Source organism: Streptomyces sp. 184 (assembly GCF_045781775.1).
In the GTDB taxonomy this organism is placed as follows: domain Bacteria; phylum Actinomycetota; class Actinomycetes; order Streptomycetales; family Streptomycetaceae; genus Streptomyces.
The window spans coordinates 6,031,068-6,044,539 of the sequence record NZ_CP123230.1 but is presented as its reverse complement, the minus strand read 5'-3'; the positions used below and the strand labels follow the sequence as shown (position 1 = coordinate 6,044,539).

Annotated in this window: 12 protein-coding genes and 1 tRNA gene; 7 read left to right on the top strand and 6 right to left on the bottom strand. The window is 74.6% G+C overall.

The genetic code is table 11. From position 1 onward, the window contains the following. Window positions 1–27 precede the first annotated feature (27 nt). Together QBL21_RS25695 and QBL21_RS25690 are read right to left on the bottom strand one after the other, a co-directional pair. Window positions 28–249, bottom strand: a complete 222-nt coding sequence (locus QBL21_RS25695) for an FmdB family zinc ribbon protein (protein WP_407564592.1) — start codon at window positions 247–249, stop codon at window positions 28–30. A 125-nt stretch (window positions 250–374) separates the two neighbouring features. Continuing rightward, a complete protein-coding gene (locus QBL21_RS25690) occupies window positions 375–1,646 on the bottom strand; it encodes a hypothetical protein (protein WP_407564591.1) in 1,272 nt (423 codons plus the stop codon). 140 nt (window positions 1,647–1,786) lie between these two features. Between QBL21_RS25690 and QBL21_RS25685 the strand changes: the two genes are divergently transcribed. Then, window positions 1,787–1,858 (top strand) — tRNA-Val (locus tag QBL21_RS25685). 255 nt (window positions 1,859–2,113) lie between these two features. Continuing rightward, a complete protein-coding gene (locus tag QBL21_RS25680; RefSeq protein WP_407564590.1) occupies window positions 2,114–4,297 on the top strand; it encodes a restriction endonuclease in 2,184 nt (727 codons plus the stop codon). 9 nt (window positions 4,298–4,306) lie between these two features. Here the strand turns inward: QBL21_RS25680 and QBL21_RS25675 are convergent, their stop codons facing one another. Then, entirely contained in the window at window positions 4,307–4,966 is a 660-nt protein-coding gene (locus QBL21_RS25675; protein WP_407564589.1) for a glycoside hydrolase family 25 protein, read from the bottom strand. 284 nt (window positions 4,967–5,250) lie between these two features. Here QBL21_RS25675 and QBL21_RS25670 point away from each other — a divergent pair, with 284 nt between their 5' ends. The 3 genes from QBL21_RS25670 (at window position 5,251) to QBL21_RS25660 (ending at window position 6,590) form a co-directional block, all read left to right on the top strand. Then, a complete protein-coding gene (locus QBL21_RS25670; protein WP_407564588.1) occupies window positions 5,251–5,571 on the top strand; it encodes a hypothetical protein in 321 nt (106 codons plus the stop codon). After that, window positions 5,568–5,774 (top strand): hypothetical protein, encoded by a 207-nt coding sequence (locus QBL21_RS25665; protein WP_407564587.1) that lies wholly within the window; start codon window positions 5,568–5,570, stop codon window positions 5,772–5,774. Before QBL21_RS25670 ends, QBL21_RS25665 begins: the two co-directional genes overlap by 4 nt. Before the next feature lie 63 nt (window positions 5,775–5,837). Then, the gene (locus QBL21_RS25660) at window positions 5,838–6,590 is read left to right on the top strand and encodes an MBL fold metallo-hydrolase (protein WP_407564586.1); all 753 of its coding nucleotides are present in this window, start codon (window positions 5,838–5,840) and stop codon (window positions 6,588–6,590) included. A gap of 7 nt (window positions 6,591–6,597) precedes the next feature. Here QBL21_RS25660 and QBL21_RS25655 read toward each other — a convergent pair whose 3' ends face one another. Next, window positions 6,598–7,995: a pyridoxal phosphate-dependent decarboxylase family protein gene (locus QBL21_RS25655; RefSeq protein ID WP_407564585.1), complete on the bottom strand. Its 1,398-nt coding sequence runs from the start codon at window positions 7,993–7,995 to the stop codon at window positions 6,598–6,600. 260 nt (window positions 7,996–8,255) lie between these two features. Here QBL21_RS25655 and QBL21_RS25650 point away from each other — a divergent pair, with 260 nt between their 5' ends. Further along, the gene (locus QBL21_RS25650; RefSeq protein ID WP_407564584.1) at window positions 8,256–9,251 is read left to right on the top strand and encodes a hypothetical protein; all 996 of its coding nucleotides are present in this window, start codon (window positions 8,256–8,258) and stop codon (window positions 9,249–9,251) included. Between the two features lie 67 nt (window positions 9,252–9,318). Then, the gene (locus QBL21_RS25645) at window positions 9,319–10,311 is read left to right on the top strand and encodes a hypothetical protein (protein WP_407564583.1); all 993 of its coding nucleotides are present in this window, start codon (window positions 9,319–9,321) and stop codon (window positions 10,309–10,311) included. 33 nt (window positions 10,312–10,344) lie between these two features. Here QBL21_RS25645 and QBL21_RS25640 read toward each other — a convergent pair whose 3' ends face one another. Both QBL21_RS25640 and QBL21_RS25635 read right to left on the bottom strand, forming a co-directional pair. Then, complete coding sequence (locus QBL21_RS25640; protein WP_407566562.1) at window positions 10,345–10,947, bottom strand: DedA family protein; 603 nt, start codon at window positions 10,945–10,947, stop codon at window positions 10,345–10,347. A 221-nt stretch (window positions 10,948–11,168) separates the two neighbouring features. Further along, window positions 11,169–13,298, bottom strand: a complete 2,130-nt coding sequence (locus QBL21_RS25635) for an MFS transporter (protein WP_407564582.1) — start codon at window positions 13,296–13,298, stop codon at window positions 11,169–11,171. Window positions 13,299–13,472: the final 174 nt, after the last annotated feature.

The following is a 13,472-nucleotide window of genomic DNA, read 5'->3' as shown; positions in this document are numbered from 1 at the left end:
CCCGCCGTACGCTACGCCGCCCGGCGGCTACGCGCAGCAACCGCCGCCGCAGCACCCGCCCCCGCCGCCCCCGCCGGCCTGCGGCGCGGCGGCACCGGCGGCGGAGCCGCCGACGGCCACGGTGGAGAGCAGCTTGACGGTGTCGTCGTGGCCCTGCGGGCAGTCCGCGGGGTCGGAGGACTCGGCCATGGGCCGGCTGACCTCGAAGGTCGTCCCACAGGACCGGCAGCGGTACTCGTATCGAGGCATGGCGGAAGCATATCGCCGCGGGCCGGCCGGGCGGCAGCGGACGAAAGCCGCGGCCACCGCCGAAACCCGCGGCCCCCGGCGGGCGCCCCCGGTGGCCTGTGGCCCCCGGCTGCCGGGTCCCGCGGTCACCTGCCGGTGCCGCTCCCGCGTTCGGCACGTATCGCCTGGACCACCTCGGAGACCGTCTCGCGGACCGCCTCCAGCTCCTCCAGGAAGCTCCAGTAGTCCGGATGGCGCCCCGTGAGCCCCGCCTCCGCCCGGTCGACGCGCTCGACCGCCGCGTCCAGCGGCCCCGCGTGCCGGGGGTCGGGGCGGTCCCGGCCCGCCATCGCGAGGCGCTGCGCGTCGCGGATGGCGAAGCGCGTGCGGTTCACCTCCGAGGTGCGGTCCTTCTCCACCTCGTCGAGGCGCTGGAGCCGGTCGCGGGTGGCGTCCACGGCCTCGTCGGTCTGGTTCAGCAGCGCCCGTACGCTCGTCAGCAGCGCCGTCGCGTCGGGCCAGCGCTGCTCGCGGCGGGCCCGGCCGGCGTCGGCGATCTTCTGTTCCGCCTCGGTGACGGCCTGCGCGGCGCGGTCCGGCACCTCCTGGAGATCGCGCCAGCAGGCCAGCGCGAAGCGCCGGCGCAGCTCGCTGAGTACGGGCTTGACCTTCTCGGCGCGGGTGGCCAGAGCCTGCGCGCGGGTGCGGAGGCTGACCAGGCGGCGGTCGATCTCCTCGGCGCGCTGCGGCAACTGCTCCGCCTCGCTGCGCAGCGCCTCGGCGTCGCGCTGCACGCCGACGGCGCGGTGGATGGTCTCCTGCACGCCGTGCCGCCCGGCGCCCTCGTTGAGCTTGGTCAGCTCCGGCCCGAGCCCGGCGAGCCGGGCGGCCAGGTCGTCGGCCTGGAACCCCTTGCCGCGCACCTCGTCCAGGGCCGTCGTGGCCGCCAGCAGCGCCTGCCGGGCCCGCTCCACGGCGGGCGCGAGCCGGGCGAGCTGGCTCTCGGCCTGGTCGAGGAGGGGGCCGAGGCCGTGCGCGAAGTGGTTGAGGTCCGAGCGGACCTTCTCCAGTCCGTTGGTGGCCTGCTGGAGCTCGTGCCGGGCGCGGGACGCGGTCCCCTGGTCGAGGTCGTCGCGGTCGAGGTCGTAGGAGTCGACGGCGCTGATGTACGTGTGGCTGACCTCGTCGATCCGCTGCCCCAGGGCGGCGAAGTCCGACGCCGCCTTGCGGGCGGCGGCCGAGTCGTCGACGGCGGCGATCGTCTCCACGGAGATGCGCAGGTCGCGCTGCGCGGTGTCCAGCTCGTAGAACGCGGTCGCGGCGGCATCCTTGGCCGCCTGCGCCTCGGCCCGAGCCCCGTCACCCCGGTCTCCCCAGCCCCACCGCCGGGTACCGCCTCCGCCTCCGCCGAATGCCACGAGACCCCTTTCCGTGCCCTGCGCTCCCCTGGAGAGCCATTCTCCCACCAGGGCCGAACGAACACACGGCCCACGACGATCCCCGCGGCCCCCGCATGTCGATCGCCGTCGGCGGGGCACGGTACGCTGTCCCCGCGTCCGGGCGCGTAGCTCAGCGGTAGAGCGCTGCCCTTACAAGGCAGATGTCGGCGGTTCGAACCCGTCCGCGCCCACCCCTCACCCCTCCCCGCCCCGCCCGGTACGGCTCCGCCGTCCCAGGTTCCCGCCGGTCCCCCGGTGGTGCACCGGTGGCTGGCTGCCGGACCGCCTCGCACGGCACGTTCCTCCCGGGTGCAGATGAATGGTGGGTAACCGGTGCGTACACGGCGGGTTGTGCGCTATGTATGTGCCAGACAACGGCCGGGGACGGCTTCGTTGTCCGCGGCCGGTGGGGAGCGGTCGCGGGGAGTGCGAGGTGTGGGGTTGCGATGAGTCAGCGTTCATACGGCCTGGTCGGCGGCTGGGCCGAGATACAGCGGCAGCGGCGGCGTCAGGAGGAGGCGCAGCGGCAGGCGTGGGTGCGGCACCAGCGGGAGCAGGAGCGGCAGCAGCGGGCGGCGGAGCGGGCGGCCGCCCGGCAGCAGCGGGAGCAGCAGGCGGCGTACCGGCAGCGGCGTGAGACGGATGCCCGGCAGCGCACCGAGGAGTTGGAGGCGCGGCTGGAGGTGCTCGGCGGGCTGCTGGTGGCCGGGTGCGACGCGCCCGCCTTCACCCCGGAGGCGCTCGCGCGGGACGAGCGGGTGGAGCCGTTCGCGCCCGGGCAACTCGGGGTGCCCGTACCGATGCCCGATCCGAACGCCTACCAGCCGCAGTCGCAGAGCGGGTGGGGGTTCGGCTCGAACCGGCAGGCGCAGGAGCAGGCCCGGGCCCGCTACGAGCACGACTGGCGGGCGGCCCAGGCCGCGGAGGCGCAGCGGCAGCAGCAACTGGCCGTCTACCACCGGCAGTACGAGCAGTGGGCAGAGGAGCAGACGGCCCTGATCCGGCGGCACAACGCCGGGGTGCGGGAGCTGACCGCCGCGCTGCGGCGCGGGGAGCCGGACGCGGTGGTGGAGTACTTCACCGCCGCGCTGTACGCCTCGCAGGGGTGGCCGGAGGACTTCCCCCGGCAGGTCTGCGCCGCGTACGACTCCGCCGCCCGCCAACTCGTCCTGAACTGGCAGCTACCCGCCTACGCCGTCGTTCCCGCCACGTCGGTCGTGCGCTACATGCCGGGCGCCGACCGCGACAAGGAGGTCCGGCGGCCGGCCACCGAGTGCCGTGCGCTGTACCGCGACGTGCTGGCCCAGTGCATGCTCCTCGTGCTGCGCGACGCCTTCGCGGCCGACCGGTTCGACGTGCTGGAGTCCGTGGCGCTCAACGGCTTCGTGGACGACACCGACCCGGCGACCGGGCACCGTGCGCAGGTCTTCCTGGCCACGGTGATGGTCTCGGGCGAGGAGTTAGGGGCGCTGAACCTCCGGCAGGTCAACGCCCCCGACTGCCTCGTCGGCGGGCTCCGCGGCCGGCTCTCCGACCGCCCCGAGCGCCCCGACCGGCGTGCCGAGGTGCGGCCCGGACGGATCCCGGACGAGGTGGGCGGCAGCGTGGTCTCGCACGGCGACGGCGACGAGCCGGATCTGTACGAGATGGATCCGCTGGAGTTCGAGGAACTGGTCGCCGAGCTGTTCCGGGCGATGGGCATGCAGGCGGTGACCACGAAGCGCTCCGGCGACGGCGGCGTGGACGTCGACGCCCTCGACCCCGACCCCATCCGCGGCGGGAAGATCATCGTGCAGGTGAAGCGGTACCGGAACACGGTGCCGCCGACGGCCGTGCGCGACCTCTTCGGCACCGCCCAGGACGTCGGCGCGAACAAGGGCGTGCTGATCACCACGTCCTCGTTCGGACCGGGCTCGCACGCCTTCGCCAACGGCAAGCCGCTGACCCTCATCGCGGGTACGGAGCTGGTCGACCTGCTCGGCCGGCACGGTCTGCGCGGCCGGCTCGGCGGTACGGGGGCGCAGGGGCCGGCCCGCGCGCCCGGCTCCGGGGCCTCCGCCGGCCCTGACGACACCGCGGCCGAGGCGGACCCGCGGGCCGGGTCCACGGCGGACCCGGCGGCGTGCGACCCGGCGGCGTCCGACCTCGACGAGACCAGCGTGCTGGGCATGTCGTGGTCCGGGAGCGTCGGACTGGACGTGTGCGCGCTCGTCTGCCGCGGGAACCGCGTGCTCGCCGACGACCTGTTCGTCTTCTACAACAACCCGCGCACCCCCGACGGCACCGTCCAGATCATGCCGGCCACCGGGCCGGACAAGGCGGCGGTCTGGGTCCGCTTCGAGCAGCTTCCCGCCGCCGCCGACCGGCTCGTCCTGGTCGCCGCGGTCGACCCCGAGACCGACCCCGGCGCCGATCTCACCGGGTTCACCGACGCGCGGATCCGGCTCTCCGAGCCCTCGGGCACGGCGGCCGAAGAGCTGGCGGTCTCCGACGGCCGCCCCGGGGAGACCGCGCTGGTGCTGGGGTCGTTCCGGCGGACGTCCGGAGCGGACTGGCGCTTCGTCGTCGGCGGCCGGGGCTACCCGAGCCTGGTCGACCTGGTCGAGGACTACGGCATCGAGGTCTCGTAGCCGACGGGATCAGGAGGACACGGGCTCTTCGGCATCGGGCTCGGATCCGGGCCCGGGCGCGTCCTCGCGCTCGGGCTCCGCCCCGTCCGCCGTGAGTTTGGTGTCGAACCGCTCCCGGGCCCAGGACCGCAGGGCCGAGCGGGAGTTGAACCTGCCGACGTTCGTGTCGATCGGTGAGGACGTGTACTGGTGGAAGCGCCAGGACGCCTGGATGTCCGGGTGGCCCGGGTCGCCGTTGTACTGGGCGATCCACAGGCCGTCGCCGGCGTAGCTGGTGGTGTCGCGGTTGAGCCAGAAGTCGCGGTTGCAGTAGAGGAGCACCTTGTGGCGCGGGCGCAGCCGCTTGACCTCGCGGATGAAGGCGTCCTTCTCCTTGTTGCTCGCCGCGGTGCCGTCGCCGGTGTGCTCCCAGTCGCAGGCGAGCATGTCGCCCGGCTTCTCCTTGGCCTTGTCGACGAAGTACTGCGCCTGCGCCTTGATGTTGCCGGGCCACAGGAAGTGGTAAAACCCCAGCACCAGGCCCGCCTCGCGGCCGTGTTCGGCCTGGGCGCCCTGCTTGGGGTTGACGTAGCTGCGGCCTTCCGACGCCTTGACGAAGACGAAGTTCATGCCTCGCGTGGAGTAGTTGCTTGACTGGTGCGAACTGACGTCGATGCCCTTGATGGTCATCATTCGTCCCTTTCGGTGGGGGTCGGGACGGGACGGTGGCCGAATCCCTCGTGACTTTGCGTGGCTGTCCCTTGCGTTTCTCCCCTCATCCCCGTTGCGGGCGCCGCGCAAGCACCCCGATGGAATCTCGCGCTCCAGGAGTGCGCCCCCAAGCCCCGTGTGCGCCGCGGGAGTTCGATGCGGAACTCGACGTTCAGGTTGTGGTTCAGGAGGCCCCTGTGCGGGCATCTCCCGTTCAAGAAGGCCGCTTTACCCGCGGTGACCACAGATCGGGGGATCTGACCATGAATCTGTACATCTCTGTGTTACGTACCCTGGTGCCGCTTTTCGTCGGCTGGGCCGTGACCGCCGCCGGCGCCTTCGGCGTCGACGCCGACTCGACCACAGTGACCGCCGGGGTCACCGCGCTCGTCACCGCCGCCTACTACGCGGTGTTCCGGGCGCTGGAGGAGTGGGCGACGAAGCGCGAGTGGAAGCCGCTGCGCCTCGTCGCCGGCGTGCTGCTCGGCTGGGCCCGGCCGCCCGAGTACCCGGCCCGGCCCGAGGACGCGCCCGTGGCGGCCGTCGTGCCGCCGGCCGACGCCGCCGAGGGCAGGCCGGCGTGAGCGGGGCCGACTGGATCTGGGGCGGGCTCCTCGCCCTCGGCGCCGTCGTGGAGGTCGTCGCGCTGCGCACCCCGCGGAAGGGCGACACGCTCTCGGAGCGGACCCGGGACTGGTTCCGGGTGCGTACGCCCGTGGGCAAAGCGGTCTTCGTCGCGGCCTGGGTCGGCTTCGCCGGGTGGTTCCTCGTGCACATCGCCTGGTGACGCCCGTACGGTGGCCCGGGGCGGAGCCCGGTCCGGCCCCGCGGACGTACCGGAGGAAACCCCGTGAAGCTCACCGTGCTCGGCGGCAGCGGTGCCTGGCCGACCGCCGACGCCGCTTGCAGCGGCTACCTCGTCGAGCACGACGGCCACCGCCTGCTCATCGACCCCGGGTACGCGGTGATGCCCCGGCTCCTTCGGCACCTGCGGCCCGGTGACGTCGATGCCGTCGTCGTCACCCACGGGCACCCCGACCACTGCGCCGACCTCAACCCCCTGCTGCGCGCCCGCGCACTGGGCGAGGCGCCCGCGCCCCCGCTGCCGCTGTACGCCCCCGCCGGCGCGCTCGACGCGGTGCTGGCGCTGGACCGGCCCGGGATGCTGCACGGCTCGTACGACCTGCGCGCCTTCGACCCGGCGACGGAGCCGGACCTCGCCTCCGGCCCGTTCCGCATCGCCACCCGGGCCCTGCCCCACCACGTCCCCAACGCCGGGCTGCGCCTGACCGCGGCCGGCCGCAGCCTCGCGTACACCGGCGACACCGGACCCAGCCCGGCGCTCGCCGAACTCGCCGACGACGCCGACGTGTTCCTCGCCGAGGCCACCTACCCGGAGGACGTGCCGGCCGAGGACGCGCCGTACCTGTCCAGCGCCCGCCAGGCCGGCGAGCACGCGGCCCGCGCCGGGGCCCGGCGGCTGCTGCTCACACACCTGTGGCCGGGCGAGGACGCGGACGCGGCCGTCGCCGCGGCACGGCGGGCGTACGGCGGGGCCGTGGAGGTCGCGCGGCCGGGGGCGGTGGTGGAGCCGGGTACGTGACCCGGCGCTACACCCCCCGCGCCGCCGCCACCAGCGCGGCCACGGCCCGGTCCACGTCCCCCGTCTCCGTACGCCAGTTGCTGAACGCCGCCCGCAGCCCGTGCGTCCCCCCGTACACGGTCGGCGTCACCACCACCTCCCCGCCCGCCGCGGCCCTCTCGGCCACCGCCGCCACCCGCTCCGCCGTCGGCTCCTGCGCCGTCGTGAAGCACACGACGTTCAGCCGCACCGGCGCCAGCAGCCGCAGCGCACCCGCGTCCTCCACCCGCTCCCCGAACCGCCGCGCCAGCGCCGCGTTGCGCTCCACCACCTCCCGGTGCCCCTCGCGCCCGTACGCCGCCAGCGTCAGCCACGCGGGCAGCGCCCGCAGCCGCCGCGAGTTCTCCGGTGTCAGGTGGACGAAGTCGGGGTCGTCGCCCGGCTGCGCCATGTAGGCGGCGGCGTTGCGGAAGACCCGCACCTGGAGGTCCCGCCGCCGGGTGAACTGCACCGCCGCGTCGTACGGGACGTTGAGCCACTTGTGCAGGTCCACGCAGACCGAGTCCGCCGAGTCCAGCCCCGCCACCAGGTGTGCGTGCTCCGGCGACAGCGCCGCGAACGCGCCGAAGGCGGCATCCACGTGCAGCCAGAACGGAAACCGCTCGCGCAGCGCGGCCACGGCCCGCAGGTCGTCGAAGTCGACCGTGTTGACCGTGCCGCTGTTGGCCACCACGATCGCCGGCCGGCCGCCCAGCTCCGCCAGCGCCGCCGCCAGGGAGTCCACGTCCACCGCCTCCCGCCCCGGCAGCAGCGGCAGCTCACGCAGCGCGCCGCGGCCGAGCCCGAGGACCGACAGCGCCTTCGGCACGCTGGAGTGAGCCGCGCCCGACAGCACCGCGACCTCGCCCAGCGCCCCCACCCCCGCGTCCGCCACCGAGACGCCGAGCTGCTCGCCCAGCCACTCCCGCGCCACGGCCAGCCCGGCGGCGTTCGACATCGTCGCCCCCGACACGAACGCGCCCGCGTGCTCCGGTCCCAGCCCGAACAGCTCACGCAGCCAGCCCACCGTCTCCCGCTCCAGGTCGGTGGCCGCGGAGTCACCGGCGGCGACCACGTTCTGGTCGTACGCACCCACCAGCCAGTCGCCCGCCAGCGCCGCCGGCGTCGCACCACCGGTCACGAACCCCAGATAGCGCGGCCCCGCGCTGCCCGACAGACCCGGCTCCCAGCGCTCGCCGAACCGCGCGAGCGCGGCGGCACCGCCCGCGCCGCGCTCCGGCAGCGGCTCGTACGGGCCGGGGGCCCGCGGCGCCGGCGCGGCGACCGGGCGCTCGGCGAGAGCGCCGAGGGCGGCGACGGCGCGGGCGCGGGCGGCGTCGAGGAGCTGGTCGAAGCGGTCGAGGTCGGCGGCTAGGGCGGGGTGCACGGGGCCTCCTTGACGTACGGCGAGACGGGACGGCAGCCGGCTGGCGGCTGACTGCTGGCGGCTGGCTGCGGCGGCGGACGGCTGCCGCCCCGGCCGCGGCGCGGCGGCTGACCCCGCTGCGACCTGCGGCGATGCACCCGCCCGCCCGCCACGTCCCGTACGCTACGGCCCCGTGTCCGCCCCGGTCCGCGGCCACTTCGGCCCCACTGGACTGCCACACCCCCGCACGCCCCGCCCGGCCGCCCGCCATCATGGTCGGCATGAGCCTGACCGTCAGAGGCATCTCGTACGTCACGGGCGAGACCGACGCCGACACCGTACGCGCCGACATGCGCGCCATCCACGACGATCTCCACTGCACCACCGTCATGCTCATCGGCACCGACGTGCCGGCGCAGGCGGAAGCCGCGCGGATCGCGCTCGACACCGGGCTCGACGTCTACGTACGCCCCTACCTGCCCGACCGCCCCCGCGCCGAACTCCACCGCCACCTCGCCGCGACCGGCGCCGCCGCCGAGGAACTGCGCGCGGCGCACCCCGGGCGGGTGACGCTGCTCGTGGGCAGCGAGTTCTCGCTCACCCAGCGCGGCATGCTGCCGGGGCCGCGGCTGTTCCTGCGGCTCCAGGTGCTGGTGCGCTGGCGGCGGTTCTTCGACCGCCGCATCACCCGCAAGCTCCGCCCCCTGCTCGCCGACGCGCTCGCCACCGCCCGCGGCGTCTTCGACGGCCCCGTCACCTACGCCGCCGGCTACTGGGAGGACGTCGACTGGACCGGCTTCGACGTCGCCGGCGTCAACCTCTACCGCATGGGCAGCGACCCCGCCGCCTACGAGCGCCGCCTCGACGCGCTCCGGCGCGAGGCGGCGGCGCGGGGCAAGCCGCTGGTGGTCACCGAGTTCGGCTGCGGGGCGCACGCCGGGGCGGAACGGTCCGGGCCCGGGGGGTTCCGGATCGTGCAGTGGTTCGCGGAGAAGCCGCGGGTGCGGGAGGGGCACGTACGCGACGAGGGCACCCAGGCGGCGTACCTGACCGAACTCATCGACCTCTACGCCGAGCGCGGCGTGCACGGCTGCTTCGTCTACACCTTCGCCATGCGGGACTTCCCGCACAGCCCGGACGACCCGCGGCACGACCTGGACATGGCCGGCTTCGGCGTGGTGCGGTTCGCGGAGGGCGAGACGAAGGCGTGGGAGAAGAAGGAGGCGTACGAAGCGGTGGCCGGACGCTACGGCGGGATCGGCGGGAATAGGCCATAGGGCCTCGACCCGGGCGGCTTCGACTCCCTACCCTACTGGCCAGTTGTCAACGGCGCCGGAGGACCTGATGGAGACGAAGCGCTGGGCGGGGCCCGTGCTCGCCCTGCTGCTCGTGGCCGTGGCCGTCGGCTGGGGAGCGGTGTCGCGGTCCGACGACGGCGGCTCGGGCGGCGGCGCGGTGGACAGCGCCGTACGGGACCAGGCGCCGGACCGCTCCCGCCCCGCCTCACCCGACCCTGACCCCGGCAGCGACGGCGACCGCGACCCGGACCCCGGCGCGTCCGGGCCCGGCCCCTCCGCGGGCGCCCCGCCCCCGAGCGGGCCGCAGGACGTGCTCTACCTCGGCGACTCCCTCGCCATGGAGGCCCAGGACATCCTCGGCGACCGGCTCGAACGCTCCGCGCGCGTCGGCTCGTACAGCAGCGAGCCGGTCGCCGGCGTGACCGTCTGCGACTACCTCCAGGGCCGCCCCGGGCGCTCGCTCGTCGCGCCCGAGGACAAGGCCGCGGCCCTGGTGAAGGAGCGCGAACCGGGCGTGGTCGTGCTCCAGTTCTGGGGCAACACCTGGGGCTACACGCCCTGCATGGAGGGCGTCGAGTGGGGGACGTCCGCCTACTACCAGCGCTACGCCGCGGACCTGCGCGACCTCACCGCCCAGATCGCCGACGCCGCCCGCGAGGCGGACGTGCCGCGGCCCCGGATCGTGTGGGTGCAGCAGCCGCCCGACGCGCTGCATCCGGAACGGATCGACCAGGTCAACGCCCTGTACGAGGAGCAGGCCGCCGCCTCCGGCGACCTGCTGGCCGACGGCGGGCGCGAGCTGCGCGACGGCGACGGGAAGTGGACGCAGTACCTGCCGTGCAACGACTACGAGCAGGCGACCGCCGGTTACTGCACCGGCCCCGGCGACACCGCCCGACTGCACCGCGACGACGACCCGTTGCACTTCTGCCTCGCGCCGACCCCCGAGGGCGGGCGGCCGTGCCCGGCCAAGTCCCCGGGTCTGGAGCGCTACACGCGGGCGGTCGTCGACGAGGTGGACGCCTACCTGCGCGGCTGACCCCACCGCGCCGTACGGGCGCGGCCGGGGCGGTCAGTCGGTGGCCGTCGGCTGCGGGCGCGGCCTGCGGACCAGGTACGCGGCGCCGAGCCCGGCGACGAACAGCGCGAGCACCGAGACGCCCGTCGCCAGCCACCCCGCGCCCAGCCAGCGGCTGCCGAAGTACCCCAGCGTCACGCCGTACGCGGCCCACAGCAGCCCGGCGAGCGCGGACCACGGCAGGAACTCCCGTACCTTCCGGTGCATGGCGCCCGCGCCCAGGCTCACCAGGCTGCGCCCCGCGGGCGCGAACCGGGCCAGGACGACGATGCCGCCGCCGCGCCGCCCGCTGAGGTGCTCGCCGAGGCGCTCCTGCGCGCGAACCAGGTAGCGGGAGTTGGCGAACCTCTCGCGGCCCCTGCTGGCCAGCCGGAACGCGAGCATGTCGCCGAGTACGGAGGCGGTCGCGGCGCACAGCATGAGAGCGAGCAGTTCGGCGAGGTGGTCGGCGGCGGGCAGCGTGGCGCCGTTGCGCACGGCGTCGGCGGCGGTGGTGGTGCCGGCGGCGGCGGTCGCGGCCATTATGACGAGCGCACCGCTGGGCAGCAGCGGGAGGAAGACGTCGAGGAGGACGGAGGTGGCGACGATCGCGTACATCCACGGGGTACCGCTCAGTGACCCCACAAACTCCACTGTTCCCCTGCTCCCCGTGTCCCGGCAGTCATCCGGTGGTCCTCTGCCGCGGACGAGAGCGCCGGGCGGATCACAGCGTACGCCTGGCGCATCGCCGGAAATCGCACGGGGGGACCAGATGTAACCTGCGTCACTCCCGCGTGCATGCTCACCTGCTGTTTCGGGGAATGAGGTGCCCGTGCCGCTCAAGCGGGGGGTTTCGGCGGGGAGTCCGGGCCGGTGCCGGGCCGCCGCCACTCCTCCACCGCCGCCCCGGGTGGCGCCTCGCCGTCGGAGCCGCACAGCTCCGCCGACAACTGCTCGACCAGCTCGGTCAGGTCCGTCGGCCGGTCGGGCGTCCACCAGTCGCCGAGGAGTTCGGCCAGCGCCTCCTGCCGCGCCGCCGACAGCCGCTTCGCGACGCGGGTGCCCTCCTCGGTGCAGAGCAGCGGCAGTCCCTCGCGCCGGGTCAGGCCGCGCTCCTCCAACTCCTGCGCCGCCCCCGTGACGACCGCCAGCGGCAGCCCGGTGCGTTCCGCGAGGGCCGCCGGGTCGACCGGCTCGACGTCCTGCGGGTGTGCGCCCCGGTGGGCGTGGCCCTTCGGGCCGTAGCGGTCGACGCGCAGCAGCAGCCAGCTCGACGCCGGGTGCAGGTCGAGGCCGGCGCGCCGGGTGATGTCCTCGTACAGCTCCCGCCGGCCCTCGCGGGTGCTGAGGGCGCTGAGCGCACGGCACACCTCGTCGCGGGGGGAGCGCTCCACCGGGTTGGTGGCCACGGTCTCGCTGCCGTCGGGCACGGTGACGGTGCCGCGCAGCGGGTCCTCGCGCAGGAACAGGGCGATGACGAACGCGAGGAGGGCGACGGGCGCGGCGTAGAGGAAGACGTCGGTGATGGAGGTGGAGTACGCGTCCACCACCTCGGGCCGCAGTGCGGCGGGCAGCCGGGCGATGGCGCGCGGATCGGACTCCAGCGTGTCGGCGCTGAGCCCGCCGGGCAGCGGGACGCCGCTCAGCTCCTCGTCCAGTTTGCGGCGCAGCCGGCCGGTGAAGACCGTGCCGAAGACCGCGACGCCGAAGGACGCGCCGATGGAGCGGAAGAAGGTGGCGCCGGAGGTGGCGACGCCGAGGTCGCCGTAGGAGACGGCGTTCTGCACGGCGAGCACGAGCACCTGCATGACCAGGCCGAGGCCGAAGCCGAAGACGAAGAAGTAGCCGCTCAGCTCCCAGTTGTTCGTGTCCTGGTGCAGGCGGTGCAGCAGCAGCAGGCCGACGGCGGTGAGGGCGGTGCCGAGGACGGGGAAGATCTTCCAGCGGCCGGTGCGGCTGATGAGCTGCCCGGAGCCGGTGGAGGCGATGAGCATGCCCGCGACCATCGGCAGCATGTGCACGCCGGAGGTGGTCGGGGAGACGCCGCGTACGACCTGGAGGAACGTCGGCAGGTACGTCATGGCGCCGAACATGGCGAAGCCGACGACGAACCCGATGACCGAGCAGAGCGTGAACGTGCGGATGCCGAAGAGCTTGAGCGGGATGACGGGCTCGGCGGCCCGCCGCTCGACCTGCACGAACGCGGCGAGCAGCGCGAGCGCGAGCAGCGCGGCGGCGGCGACCTGCCAGGAGCCCCACGCCCAGGTCGTACCGCCGAGGGAGGTGACGCCGACGAGGCAGATGGCGAAGGAGGCGATGAGGGCGGTGCCGAGGTAGTCGATGCGGTGCCGGGTGGCGCGGCGCGGGATGTGCAGGACGACGGCGATGACGACGAGGGCGGCGAGGCCGATCGGCAGGTTGATGTAGAAGACCCAGCGCCAGCTCAGGTGCTGGGTGAAGATGCCGCCGAGCAGCGGGCCCAGGACGCTGGTGGTGCCGAAGACGGCGCCGAACAGGCCCTGGTAGCGGCCGCGCTCGCGGGGCGGCACGATGTCGCCGACGATGGCCATGGCCAGGGACATCAGCCCGCCGCCGCCCACGCCCTGGAGGGCCCGGAAGCCGATGAGCTGGCCCATGTCCTGGGCGATGCCGCAGAGCGCGGAGCCGACGAGGAAGATGACGATGGCGGTCTGGAAGAGCTTCTTCCGGCCGTACTGGTCGCCCAGCTTGCCCCAGAGCGGGGTGCCGGCGGTGGCGGCGAGGAGGTACGCGGTGACCACCCAGGACAGGTGCTCCATGCCGCCGAGGTCGCTGACGATGGTGGGCAGGGCGGTGGCGACGATGGTCTGGTCGAGCGCGGCGAGGAGCATCCCGGAGAGCAGCGCGGCCATCGACAGCAGCACGGTGCGGCGGGGCAGGCCCTGGCCCGGCACCTCCGCGGCGGGCGGGGCGCTGGCGTCCTGGGACATGCGCGGCTCCCTGTACTCGCTCGGTGCTTCCCCGGTGGTCGCTCGGGGCTCGGTCGTCGGGGCTCGGTCGGTCGGGCTCGGTTGGTTCGGTCGGCGGGGCGAGTGGTTCGGGTGGGGTGTGTGGTGATTGCGGTGCCTGTGATGCTCGGCTCGTTTGCCTCATAGTCGCCCGGA